This window comes from Moraxella sp. CTOTU46934 (genome assembly GCF_031979465.1).
In the GTDB taxonomy this organism is placed as follows: Bacteria; Pseudomonadota; Gammaproteobacteria; order Pseudomonadales; family Moraxellaceae; genus Faucicola; species Faucicola tetraodonis.
The window spans coordinates 1-11,786 of record NZ_DALZEG010000002.1 but is presented as its reverse complement, the minus strand read 5'-3'; the positions used below and the strand labels follow the sequence as shown (position 1 = coordinate 11,786).

At 44.7% G+C, this 11,786-nt stretch carries 11 protein-coding genes; 4 read left to right on the top strand and 7 right to left on the bottom strand.

Going from position 1 to position 11,786, the window contains the following annotated elements; all coding sequences use genetic code 11:
- Positions 1–4 precede the first annotated feature (4 nt).
- Both RTN07_RS02615 and RTN07_RS02610 read left to right on the top strand, forming a co-directional pair.
- Positions 5–829, top strand: a complete 825-nt coding sequence (locus RTN07_RS02615; RefSeq protein ID WP_312175457.1) for a beta-1,6-N-acetylglucosaminyltransferase — start codon at positions 5–7, stop codon at positions 827–829.
- On the top strand, positions 826–1,635 hold the full coding sequence (locus RTN07_RS02610; RefSeq protein ID WP_312175455.1) for a glycosyltransferase family 2 protein: 810 nt from the start codon (positions 826–828) through the stop codon (positions 1,633–1,635). The genes RTN07_RS02615 and RTN07_RS02610 overlap by 4 nt, the downstream gene beginning before the upstream one ends.
- 1 nt (position 1,636) lies before the next feature.
- Here the strand turns inward: RTN07_RS02610 and mnmC1 are convergent, their stop codons facing one another.
- Positions 1,637–3,745 carry an FAD-dependent 5-carboxymethylaminomethyl-2-thiouridine(34) oxidoreductase MnmC1 gene (mnmC1, locus tag RTN07_RS02605; RefSeq protein WP_312175452.1) on the bottom strand — a complete coding sequence of 703 codons (2,109 nt, stop codon included), beginning with the start codon at positions 3,743–3,745 and terminating at the stop codon, positions 1,637–1,639.
- A gap of 146 nt (positions 3,746–3,891) precedes the next feature.
- On the opposite strand from mnmC1, the gene RTN07_RS02600 reads away from it, so the two are divergent.
- On the top strand, positions 3,892–5,241 hold the full coding sequence (locus tag RTN07_RS02600; protein WP_312175451.1) for an APC family permease: 1,350 nt from the start codon (positions 3,892–3,894) through the stop codon (positions 5,239–5,241).
- A gap of 24 nt (positions 5,242–5,265) precedes the next feature.
- On the opposite strand, the gene RTN07_RS02595 is transcribed toward RTN07_RS02600, so the two are convergent.
- The 4 genes from RTN07_RS02595 to RTN07_RS02580 all read right to left on the bottom strand — a co-directional run bounded on the left by RTN07_RS02595 (position 5,266) and on the right by RTN07_RS02580 (position 7,949).
- Positions 5,266–6,546 carry a TIGR03862 family flavoprotein gene (locus RTN07_RS02595; RefSeq protein ID WP_312175449.1) on the bottom strand — a complete coding sequence of 427 codons (1,281 nt, stop codon included), beginning with the start codon at positions 6,544–6,546 and terminating at the stop codon, positions 5,266–5,268.
- A gap of 30 nt (positions 6,547–6,576) precedes the next feature.
- Entirely contained in the window at positions 6,577–7,005 is a 429-nt protein-coding gene (locus RTN07_RS02590; RefSeq protein ID WP_312175447.1) for an SH3 domain-containing protein, read from the bottom strand.
- A gap of 65 nt (positions 7,006–7,070) precedes the next feature.
- Positions 7,071–7,373, bottom strand: a complete 303-nt coding sequence (locus RTN07_RS02585; protein ID WP_312175444.1) for a YciI family protein — start codon at positions 7,371–7,373, stop codon at positions 7,071–7,073.
- Between the two features lie 12 nt (positions 7,374–7,385).
- Positions 7,386–7,949 carry an inner membrane-spanning protein YciB gene (locus tag RTN07_RS02580; RefSeq protein ID WP_076777102.1) on the bottom strand — a complete coding sequence of 188 codons (564 nt, stop codon included), beginning with the start codon at positions 7,947–7,949 and terminating at the stop codon, positions 7,386–7,388.
- A 204-nt stretch (positions 7,950–8,153) separates the two neighbouring features.
- Between RTN07_RS02580 and RTN07_RS02575 the strand changes: the two genes are divergently transcribed.
- Positions 8,154–9,077: a PHP domain-containing protein gene (locus RTN07_RS02575; RefSeq protein WP_409455529.1), complete on the top strand. Its 924-nt coding sequence runs from the start codon at positions 8,154–8,156 to the stop codon at positions 9,075–9,077.
- 137 nt (positions 9,078–9,214) lie between these two features.
- Here RTN07_RS02575 and RTN07_RS02570 read toward each other — a convergent pair whose 3' ends face one another.
- Complete coding sequence (locus RTN07_RS02570) at positions 9,215–9,784, bottom strand: FixH family protein (protein ID WP_312175440.1); 570 nt, start codon at positions 9,782–9,784, stop codon at positions 9,215–9,217.
- A gap of 125 nt (positions 9,785–9,909) precedes the next feature.
- Positions 9,910–11,334, bottom strand: a complete 1,425-nt coding sequence (gene ccoG, locus RTN07_RS02565; protein ID WP_312175438.1) for a cytochrome c oxidase accessory protein CcoG — start codon at positions 11,332–11,334, stop codon at positions 9,910–9,912.
- Positions 11,335–11,786 lie beyond the last annotated feature (452 nt).

The following is an 11,786-nucleotide window of genomic DNA, read 5'->3' as shown; positions in this document are numbered from 1 at the left end:
TCATATGAAAAAACACGCCTTACTTATCCAAGCCCACCAAGATATCAGTTATTTTATTAAGCTGGCGAAAATTCAGCCGAGCGTCAATTTTTATGTGCATATGGATGCAAAATCCGATTATTTTCCTAACGCTGAGACTGCACAGCTAGCCAATGTATTCTTGCTCAAAGATAGAATAACGGTACGTTGGGGCGGGTTTAGCCAAATTGAAGCGACGTTAAAATTGTTTGAAACGGCGTTTGCCAATGAGGACAATGCTTATTTTCACCTGTTAAGCGGTGAAGATGTGGTGTTACAACCATTTGAAGTGATAGAAAAACAGTGGCAACAGCGCTTTGATTTTCAGGCGATGATGACTTGCGAGATGGCGCCAGAGTATGCGTATCGCTTTATTATGGACAGTCCCCATGCCGATAGCGACTGGCAACGGCAATTGACGGGCAAAATCATCACCAAACTGCAACAAGGCGTGGCAAAAATAAAAACTTATCATTCACCCATTTATTTTGGCTCACAATGGTTTTCAGTGACGCGTGCAGACTGGGAAAAAATTGTGCCTTTTATTGATGAATACAGTGATTTTTTCCGTCACAAACTGGTGCCCGATGAGCATTTTTTCCAAACCCTAATTACTGAAAAATTAACTAATCAAATTCGCCTAAGCAATGATAATCGCCGACAGATTATTTTTGATAAAAATGTGAATAATGGTAATAGTCCGATTTATTTGGATTTATTTAAGCTTGAGCGGGCGAAATTTGACGGCTATTGGTTTGCGCGTAAAGTAAAAAAGGATGTAGCATTGACTTGGCTGAGTGAATTAACATGAAATTTTCTGTACTGATGTCGCTGTATGACAAAGAAAACCCCGAATTTCTAGCCGAATGTCTAGCCAGCTTGGTCAACCAAACACGCCAAGCTGCTGAGGTTGTGTTGGTTTTTGATGGTCCCATCAATGTGGCATTACAAAAAGTGGTACAAGATTTTAAGCTGCAACTACCGTTAACGATTATCGCTTTAACAAAAAACGTCGGGCTTGGACAGGCTTTGAATGCAGGTCTAAACGCTTGTCAACATGACTGGGTCATGCGCATGGATACGGATGATATCTGTGTGCCTAACCGCTTTGAGCAGCAAATCAACTTTATCCAAAACCATCCTGAAATTGATGTGTTGGGCGGGCAAATCATTGAATTTGAAAAGCAGCTATCACAGGGGAAAAAATCTCGCACGGTGCCAACCTCACACGAGGCAATTTTTGCCTCAGCCAAGTCGCGCAATCCCATCAACCACATGACGGTTGCCTTCAAAAAATCAGCGGTACAAGCAGTCGGTAGCTATCGCCATGCGCCGCTGTTTGAAGATTATGATTTGTGGGTACGATTATTGGTCGCTGGCTATCAGTTTGCCAATTTGCCCGAGGTGCTGGTGTATGCACGGGCAGGGGATGCGATGTATGAACGGCGCGGGGGCTTGGCGTATGCTCGTTACGAGTGGGCAATCCAGCAAAGCTTTTATCAACAAGGGTTTTTGCATATGGCGCAACTGCTTAAAAATCTCGCCATTCGCTTACCGGTGCGATTATTGCCAAATAGTTTACGCAGTTTAGTTTATCAAAAACTGCTGAGAAAATAACTTAGCGCCGAATGACCTTGCGATTGGGGCTTAAACTGTTGACCATCTTGTTAGCTAACGGCAATATTTCCCCACACAGTAAACCGGCCAGCAACTCACTACAAATCGGCGCATAAGCATAGCCCTTTGACCCCAATGCCGAAAAGCTCCATACTCGGCTGTTGCTTTCATAACCCGCTTGCCACACCTGCCCAACTAGGGGTAGATAATCCACGGTTTGGCTGCGGATAGTGGCGCGACCCTGCCAATGGGGGATGTTTTTTTCGACGGTAAACATATCGGTGTTGTTGACCAAATTGGGCACCGCAGCCGCCAAATCTGCCACATTCATCTTATGGTCAGCAACTGCTGGCGCAGTATCCAAGGTATCCCTGACAAAACTTGCCCCAAGCATGACATGGCGTTTACTGTTTTCGTTAAAACTGGCGTAATAACTGCCATACTTTAGCGGCAGTTTTGGCAACTGTGCTTTATCATGCTCATCGACAGCAAACCACGTCACTTGCCCACGGCTGTGATTAAAGCGTTTGATGGTGGGTAAAAAATCGCAGGTGTCTAACGCCATGCACAAAATCACATGGTCAAAAAACTGCTGACGCTCAGTGAATGTTAATAGCACTTGGTCGCTATCTTGCTGAAAATAGGCTTGCTGAAAATAGGCTTGCTGAAAATATGTTAGTTCCTCGGTTTGAAAGCTGATATTGGGGTGGCATAAAACAGCGTTGGCAAAGTTTGCGGTCGTGATTAACCCGGCATTGGGCAAAAATATCGCTTGCCCAACCTCATAACCGACTTTTGCTTTGGCTTGTTCAGCGGTCAATAAACGGGCAAATTCAATGGGAAAATCTTTGACTTCATCAAGTTGTAAGCGATTATGTGAGAGTAAATCCAAACAGCCGGTGGTTTGTAGGATGTTAATACCGGTTTGTGCGGTCAAATAAGGATAAAATCGACAGCTTGCCAAATAACCAATCGCATGCAAATTGGTTTCAAGGCGTTTTAGGCTGGTAAGTTTTGGCGCAAGAAAACCGCGGATGTTGCCCGATGCGCCTGCCAACGGCTCATCTTTATCAAAAATGGTGACCTTGTGTCCACGGGCGGCTAAGGCATACGCACTGCTTAACCCAGCCACCCCAGCCCCAATCACCGCCACAGACAGCGGTTTTGTGATGGCGGAAAAATTGGGTAGTTCAAAGCCTTTAACGTTATTGGCTTTTCGACGCTGACGACGTCGGGATTCAAACGTGTCAGTAAAAGGTAGAGTGACAAAAAATGGTTTAATTTTTTTGTTATAGCGAAAATAAACCTCGCAAAAATTGGCTGATGTTGACTTAGGTTGAAAGCTTGCGGTGAGCATTTCTCGCTTTTTGCCAAAGCCTTTACGTTTGGCTAAGGTAAAACCGTGACATTTTAGCCCCTGTTTGACTGCGCTTGCCACGCTAAATGTCGCCAAAGTCGTGTGAGGTTTGGATAACCTTGCAATTTGAGCCAATAAAGCCGCTGACCAAAGTTCTTGGTTACAGCTCGGTGCAAACCCATCAAGCAGCCACGCATCGACTTTACCTTGCCCCGTCACTTGCGACAAACTACTTGTCGCATCGCCAAGCCATAAGTCAATCGTCAATCGTTCATCAAACCAGTTCAAACGATGGCAGCCAGCCAGTGGCGGTGGATAGTTTGCAATGAGCTGTTGTGATAACCCAGCAAGCTCTGTCCACACGCCCAACGCTTGCGCAAGGTCAGTTTTGCGTAGGGGAAATTTTTCGGTGGTAATGATATGTAAATGGCTATGATTGTCAGCTCTGATTTGTTGCCACAGTTGCCAAATAGCCAAGATATTAAGCCCTGTCCCAAAACCAATTTCACCGATGACAAATCGTTCAAAGTTCTGCAAATTAGCGAGGCGAGTGGCTAAGTTGTTGCCATCAATAAAAACATGGCGAGATTCTGCCAAGCCATCCGTTTTGGAAAAATAAACATCGCCAAAGTCGCTAGAGAGGGGGACAGTCACGCCGTTATCATCTAATTGCCAGTGCAGTTTGGCGGTTTGAATGGTTGATGCTGGGGGTTTGCTTGAGCTTGTGACAGGAGGTTGGCTAGATTGTGACATCAGTGACCCATAATAAATAACTAAAAGTTAGTGCTAAGTAAAATATTACTAATACAAGGCTTGAAAACAGCGATTAGGGGGTATAGCATAACTGATTTTTTATCGTTGCAACATGGCGTGCAGCTTTTTTTGGGTGTGGTAACAACATGAATCAATCAACTAACGGGCGTTATAACTTAATCACCGCATTGGCAATGATTGTGGGGATTGTGATTGGCTCAGGGATATTTTTTAAGGCAGACAATGTTTTAAAATATACTAACGGCAATGTGGCGTTGGGCGTGGGGGTTTTTGTATTGGCGGCGGTGGCGATTATTTTCGGTTCGCTATCGATTGCTGAACTGGCAAAACGTACCGATGCGCATGGCGGCTTGATTGGCTATGCCGATGAATTTGTCAGTCCACATTTTTCTACCATGATTGGCTGGTTTCAATTGTTTTTGTATTACCCGACGCTTGGCGTGGTGGTGACGTGGGTGGTAGGTATTTACACCGCCCTGTTATTTGGGGTAAAAGAGGCATCGCTTGAATTACAAATGGGTATCGGGCTTACGTGGTTTGTCATTTGTTATCTGTTTAATGTGATGGCAGCGGTGTTTGCAGGGCGCTTTCAAGTCTTTGCCACCATTGTTAAATTAATTCCGTTATTTGTGCTAGGGGTGATGGCGTTTGTCTATGGCGACCCTGTGGCTGCGTTAACCCATCCAAGTGAATCCGCGCGTCAAGCGACGCAGTCTTTGGCATGGCTCGGCGCCATCGGTCCGATTGCGTTTTCGTTTGATGGCTGGGTAGTCTCTACCAGTATTTCAGGGGAAATCAAACATGCCAAACGTAATTTACCGATTGCACTAGTCATCGCGCCTATATTGATTTTATTGGGCTATTTGCTGTATTTTGTTGGACTCACCTCGTATCTAGGCGCCGAGCAAGTGATGGCATTGGGTGATGAAAGCGTCTACGTGGTCGCAACCCAGTTATTTGGCGAAACCGCTGCCAAAGCCTTTTTGGTATTTGTGGTGATTTCGGTGATGGGTACGGTGAATGGCTTGGTATTAGGGCTGATTCGTCTGCCCCATTCTTTAGCGCTCAAATCATTGATTCCGTTTAGCGCGCAATTGCGTCACGTCTCGCCCAACTATCAGCTATCGGTTGGTTCAGCGCTGCTAGGTTTTGTCTTATCTATGTTTTGGGCGGCTGTGCATTATGCGGTGATGAAAAGTCAGCTACTTGGCGATATGGATATTTCAGAAATCGCGATTGTGGTGAGTTACTTGCTGTATTTGGTATTTTACTTTGCTGTGTTTCGCTTATGGCAACAAGGTCATATCAAAAGTATGTTATTGGGTGTGATATCGCCGATTTTGGCGGCATTGGGCTCATTGATGGTAGTGTTCGGCGGCATGCAAAATCCGCTGTTTTTGCCTGTCTGCTTACCGATTTGTGCGCTTGTCCTCCTGCTTGCCTACTTTTACAGTCGCTATCTACACAGTCGATAAGTACCTTATGTCAAGTGCCTTATATCAAGTGCATTGCGTCAATTTTTTGGATAACGCTAAAAACTGCGCCACGCCTTGTCCGACGGCTCGACCTGTGGCAAAACAAGCTGTCAGTAGATAGCCACCCGTTGGCGCATCCCAATCAAGCATCTCGCCACAGCAAAATACATAAGGATTGGATTTTAGCGCAAAATCCTCGGTTAATGCTGTGCGTTTTACCCCGCCGCCACAGCTAATCGCCTCTTCAATCGGTCGAAAACTATCGAATTCTACCGTTAACTGTTTGATTGCCTTTGTCATCTTATCGGCATTATGCCAGTGCGTTTTTGCGACGATTTCTCTGAGTAAGGCGATTTTGACAGGATCAAGTCCTGCCTTTCGCCAAAGGTTAGCTAGCGATTGTTTTTTGGGATTTTTTAAACTACTCAATAATTTTTCGTCAGACACATCAGGCAGCAAATCAAGTTGTAGTGATATTTTACCCGTATGATTTAATTGCTCACGCATGGCACGATTGAGCCGGTATATCAGCCCGCTTTCCATGCCATAATGGGTGAGAATAATATCACCAAAACCCTGCTCAATTTTGCCATTGGGCAATGTCACCTGAGCTTTCACCCGTTTTAATGCTTTGCCAAAATCGCGGTGCAAATGCGCCGACCAAAGCTGCGACAATGGGCGACAGATACCGACATTGCTGGCATAAAACGGCGTCAATTCTGTATCGCTGAGCCATGCCTGCCATTTGCCATCACTACCGAGCCGCGACCATGACATCGCGCCCGTTGCCAATACAATCGCATCAAAGCTTTGGCTAACAGTTAGGTTGCCGCTTTCATGCGCTACCGAAAAAGTCGCTTGCTTGCCGTCAATGTTGTCACAGCTATGCCGATAAAAAAACGCTACGCCATCCTGCTGCAGCGCTTGCAACCACGCCCGCAGCAGTGGCGAGGCTTTCATCATGGTAGGAAAAATGCGACCTGTCGAGCCAACAAAAGATTCAATCCCCAAGCGGGTCATAAAATCACGGATATGCGCTGCATTAAAATCTTCAATATGCGGCGTAAGCCAATCGTCGGGCTGATAGCGCGTGACAAAGGTATCAACGGGCTCAGCGTGCGAGATATTGAGTCCAGATTTACCGGCCATCAATAGTTTGCGGGCAGGGGATGGTTTTTGTTCAAATACGTGGATTGTGACATCAAACTGGCGTAGATAATCTGCCGCCATCAGGCCAGCAGGACCTGCGCCAATGATGGCGACGGTGGGCTTTTTTGGCAAGTCGGCTTGTTTATTTGGCGTCATAGCAAGTCAATATCAGGCTTATAAAGTAGATTACCAACGACCTTTACGCCCTGCGACCATCCAGCCCAGTGCGATGCCAAGTATCCCACTGAGCAGTGCAGTGACCGCACCATAGATAAAAATCTGTCCACTGCGCTCATTGACAAGCACTTTGACCTGCGTATTTAAACTATCGACTTGGTTTTGTAATTCAGCATTTTTTGCCAAGAGTTGTTGGTTGGCGTTGGACAACTGGCTGTCAGTGGGCTGGTTGAGCTGGGCAAGGGTAGGTTGTTTGGGGTTTTGCATCGGTGAGGTGCTACTGGCAACGCTTGAGGCAAGGTCTGGCTGCTTGGCGAGCGGTTGTCCTGTTTTTGGGTCAGTGACGACAACTTGCGGTGCTGCATGGGTCAGGCTTGTCACCTGTAATACCGTCAATAACACTGCGCCGCTTGCCAGAGAGCCCATCAATTTTTTCATGCTTACCACCTATTACCACCCAGACTTTGCCAATTATGTACTACAAACAACTGTTAAACCCAACATTAACTCGCTGATTTAGGAAAAACTTGGATAAAGGGTTTGATATCCACATGACTATACACACCATTTAATAAGTAAGGCTCTTCACTTGCCCAAGCTTGCACGGCTTCATCGCTGTCAAAATCCACGACCAATACACTGCCACTCATTTCAGGCTCTCCATGCGCAATTGGCGTAGGGCCTGCGATGATGAGACGGTTCTGCTCATCTAACTGCGTAAGACGCTCAAGATGAGCAGAACGGAATTGTTTGCGTAGCTCCAGGCTATCAGGGACGTCATGACCGATAATAATATAAAGTGCCATCCATATTCTCCTTTAGTTTTTTCCTTTATCATTGATTTGTTGCTGTATATCTGGATTTAGATGGTTTTTTAAGAACACAAATTGCCCGATTAAAAACACCAGCATCACCGGTATCCATCCCCAGCTTTTAAAATTAATCCAGGTATCGTTGTTGGTAAAAAACGCAAAATAATATTGCAAACCTGCCATCAGCAAGAAATACCCTGCCCAAGCAAGGGTGAGTTTATTCCAGCCAGACTGCGTCAATCGAAACACATTTTTCATTGCCAGTTCTAATAGCGGTTTACCTATCGCGACACTGATAATGAGTGCAACCGCAAATACGCTATTGATGACGGTTGATTTCCATTTTAAAAACGCTTCGTCATGGAAAATTAAGCTTAACCCACAAAATCCCACGGTTAAAATCAGCGTCACCCACTGCTGTTTATTGAGCTTGCCTTTTTGCCGGGCAAAATGCACGACATATACCACCAGTGTCGTAATCAATAACGCCGCCGCACCTGCCAATACCCCTTGCTGTTTGGAAAAGTAAAAAAATGCCAGTAAAGGTAGCAAATCCAATAAACCGCTCATAGTCATCTCTAACAAAAATCGCTTGTAAAAATCTTAGCCGCTAGTTTACACGGATATGCTAAAATCGAAAAGTAACTTTGCGATTTTCCTTGCTTCATCCACCACGTGCACTTGTGAGCGAGCTAGCGCAGAGTTAACCCCTCTTTGTCTTAACCCCTTTTTGTCCTATTGTTGGCAACTAGCTTTTGTAATTAAGGCGTATTTGTGAATTCTTTAAATCTCGATATTTTGTCTAGCAGTCCTATTTATACCCAACTTCCGATTGATATGCACTGCCACAGTACCCGCTCAGATGGCACTTTTAGCCCAAGCGAAGTGGTGCAAAAAGCGCATGAAAAAGGGGTGAAAGTATTATCCTTAAGCGACCATGATACGGTACTTGGTATTCTTGAGGCGCGCCAAACCGCTGAAAGTCTTGGTATGACGCTGATTCACGGTGTTGAAATCAGCTGTCGTCATCGTGTCATGGGCGGCTACTCCAAAAAACCTGCCCAAAATGAAAAAGTGATTCATGTGCTGGGGTACGGCTTTAGTGATATCGAAACAATGCACAGCAAACTGGCTGCCATCCAAGCCAATCGAGAAACGCGCGGCTATGCGATGTGCGAGCGTGTGGCAAGTACCTTTAAACGCCCGATGGATGAGATCTGGCAGGCGGTGTTAGTGCAAGCCAAAGGTAATCCCCAAGCAGTCGGTCGTACCCATATTGCCAAAGTGATGGCGGATCTAGGCTTGGTGAGTGATGTGCAAAAAGCCTTTACCGGCTATTTGGCTGACCATAAACCTTGCTACGTGGCACTCGATGGCTTATCGCTAAAAGATTGCATCAATTTGATTCATGAGTGTGGTGGCAAAGCGTCTTTGGCTCATGCGACCCGTTATAATTTAACCGCCAACAAAGTGCGTAAACTGATTGCAGATTTTGCCAGTAGCGGTGGCGATGCAGTGGAATTGCCCGCCAGTAATGAACCGACTTCAACCCGCCATATGGTCGATAGAGTGATTAAAGAGCATGAGTTAAAGGTGTCTATCGGTAGTGATTTTCATGGCAGCACCATGCCGTGGCGCGTGCTTGGCGGTGTGCCAAAATTGCACGAAGGGCAAGTGGGGATTTGGGAGAGTTGTTAAAAATTTACCCTCAGTTACCATTTTTTTAACTAACAAGCAGGGGCTTCTAAATATCCAGCAAGATTTTTTAGCATTTTACTGATGAGGATATTTATGAAAGGCACAAGGACGCCAAGTGCCTACTATTAGTTAGTTTGTCACTTTGGTTGTTTATCAAACGCCGTCAGTGGCTTAAACTCAATCGACTTCGCCATCGGCAATTCCTCAATCGCACGCAGTCGCCAGCTATTGGCTGGGTCATGCACCACAATATAGTATTTGCCTTTAGACGGGTCTAGCTGCACATTGCCCGCATAACTGCCATCACTTAACCGTTTGACAATAATGTCACGGTCTTTTTGCTTTTGGGTGGCATGGGAAATCTCCACTGCCAATTGCTCAGGTGCTTTAAACTTGTCACTGGCGGGCGCCTCAAGTTTAAAATTCACTGCCTGGTGGCTAATCATCATTTGACCGGTTAGCCCCAAATCATGCGCCAGTTTGTCTTTTGACACATCCGCATATAAGGTCTTACCATCCATGTACCAGTCATCACGCACGGTAGAGTCTTGGATTCTCACCGAGTAAAACACGAACCAGATACAGGCGACTACCACAAATAGCGGCAGACCAATAACAAAAATCCAAACCATATAATTTTTATACCAAAGTTTGGATATCGACTGATTAGAAGTTGATGAAGCAGGAGAATTTGTCGGTGTTGCCATAGACCACTCAGCAGATAACAATCAAAAAGCTAGTATAGCAGAAAAACCCGTACCCAATAACGTGCGCCAATAATTTGGCACAAAAAAAGCCGATTATCAAAATCAGCTTTTTTAGGCAATCAAACTTATTTATCGGTGGTAAACACATTATCTTTTACCGCTTTATATTTACCGCCATCATCCACGCTCACCACTTGCATTTGGATAGGGATATTGCTTTGGGTAATCACTTTTGGATCGCCCAGCACACTGACAGGGAAGTCATAACTTTCGCCTGCTTCTAATGGGATGGTTTTAAAGCGGCTATCAAGTTTTAAGCCGGGTTGTGGTGTCAATGTCACCGCATAATCATGGTCTTGCTGGGTTTTGTTGGTGATTTTGATGATGTAGTTATTTTCTACCAAACCTTGCGCATTGATTGACGACAGCTGATTACGGTCACGGCGAATATCAATCTGTAGCGGTACACGGCTGGTTAAAAAATAAACCCCCGTCCCAATCAACAACGCAATCACCGCCAAATAAGCAAAAAACCGTGGACGTAAAATTTTACTTGGCTCGTTCTCTACCAATTGGCGTTCGGTACTATACCGAATCAAACCGCGTGGTTTATTAACTTTATCCATGATGTCATTACACGCATCGATACAAGCCGCACACTGGATACATTCAACTTGCAAACCATCCCGAATATCGATACCCGTCGGACACACTTGCACACACATTAGGCAGTTGATACAGTCACCTAAATTCTCATCTTCACCGCCTCTTTTACGCGCGCCACGTGGCTCACCACGTTTATAGTCGTAGGTGACAATTAACGTATCTTTATCAAACATCACACTTTGGAAGCGACCATAGGGGCAAATATGGGTACAAAAGTGCTCACGCATATAGCCTGCATTGGCAAACGTCGCAAAGGTAAAAATAAGTACCGAAACCCAAGTTAGCGGTGTCCAATCTGGCACAGGAATAACGCCAAACCATTGCCAACTATGATAAAGATAATCAGTCCCAACGGCATAACTACTAAACGTCAATGCAGTCACCAACGCCATGATAAGCCAAATCAGATACACCAAGCCGCGTTTCATGATTTTTTCGCCATTCCAAGGCGCTTTATCTAACTTAAACTGCTTATTACGATCACCGATGATAAGCTTCTCAGTATATTGGTACATATGCGTCCAAATCGTCTGTGGACACGCATAGCCACACCACACACGACCGGCATAAACGGTCACCATAAACAATAAAAAGGCAGCAACCATAAAGAAAAACGCAAAAATAAAAACGTCTTGGGGTAAAAAAGTTAGCCCAAATAGCACAATCTTAGAACCCGAGAAATCAAACCATATTGCTTGGTGTCCGCCATAGCGAATCCATGGTAACACCAAAAACAACAACAATAAAAAATACATACTGACAACGCGGATGTTTTGATAAAAACCCGTCACAAAACGGGGGTGTACGCGTTTTTTAGTGGCATCTACTTGGTGAACAGGAAGTCTAAAATCATTACCAGCAGGGGAAGGAGGTTGTACAGACATTGTTTGCCCTCACATATTTTCTGACATGAATATAAAAAAATGAAAGACGACGACCGCAAAACTAGCGAACATCGCCTAACAAAAAATTGCTTAAACAATATATTCAATTATATATCAAATGGCACTAAATACCCACAAAATAAAGGGAATTATCAATAACTGCAAAATAAATGAAAAAACTTTTCGTAGTGGTATTGACAGGTAAAAAGAAAAGCGTATAATACGCACTCACTGGCAGCGACTACAGCCACAAACTGTAGTAAAAACAACAACTTAAATTAATATAGATATAAGTTGAGCGGTCATAAAAAAATTAAAGAAAAAAGTTATTGACAACACAAAATAAGCTGTTAAAATAGCGACCTTCTTAACGACATCAGCCGATGATGTTGTGAACTAAATAACAACGAACACAAGAACAACTTGTGTGGATTTTCACTTAGGGCGATAAA

Excerpts from the sequence above, each read along its gene's own strand:
- RTN07_RS02615 (WP_312175457.1), top strand. The coding sequence starts at position 5 with ATGAAAAAACACGCCTTACTTATCCAAGCCCACCAAGATATCAGTTAT.
- RTN07_RS02610 (WP_312175455.1), top strand. The coding sequence starts at position 826 with ATGAAATTTTCTGTACTGATGTCGCTGTATGACAAAGAAAACCCCGAA.
- mnmC1 (WP_312175452.1), bottom strand. The coding sequence starts at position 3,745 with ATGTCACAATCTAGCCAACCTCCTGTCACAAGCTCAAGCAAACCCCCA.
- RTN07_RS02600 (WP_312175451.1), top strand. The coding sequence starts at position 3,892 with ATGAATCAATCAACTAACGGGCGTTATAACTTAATCACCGCATTGGCA.
- RTN07_RS02595 (WP_312175449.1), bottom strand. The coding sequence starts at position 6,546 with ATGACGCCAAATAAACAAGCCGACTTGCCAAAAAAGCCCACCGTCGCC.
- RTN07_RS02590 (WP_312175447.1), bottom strand. The coding sequence starts at position 7,005 with ATGAAAAAATTGATGGGCTCTCTGGCAAGCGGCGCAGTGTTATTGACG.
- RTN07_RS02585 (WP_312175444.1), bottom strand. The coding sequence starts at position 7,373 with ATGGCACTTTATATTATTATCGGTCATGACGTCCCTGATAGCCTGGAG.
- RTN07_RS02580 (WP_076777102.1), bottom strand. The coding sequence starts at position 7,949 with ATGAGCGGTTTATTGGATTTGCTACCTTTACTGGCATTTTTTTACTTT.
- RTN07_RS02570 (WP_312175440.1), bottom strand. The coding sequence starts at position 9,784 with ATGGCAACACCGACAAATTCTCCTGCTTCATCAACTTCTAATCAGTCG.
- ccoG (WP_312175438.1), bottom strand. The coding sequence starts at position 11,334 with ATGTCTGTACAACCTCCTTCCCCTGCTGGTAATGATTTTAGACTTCCT.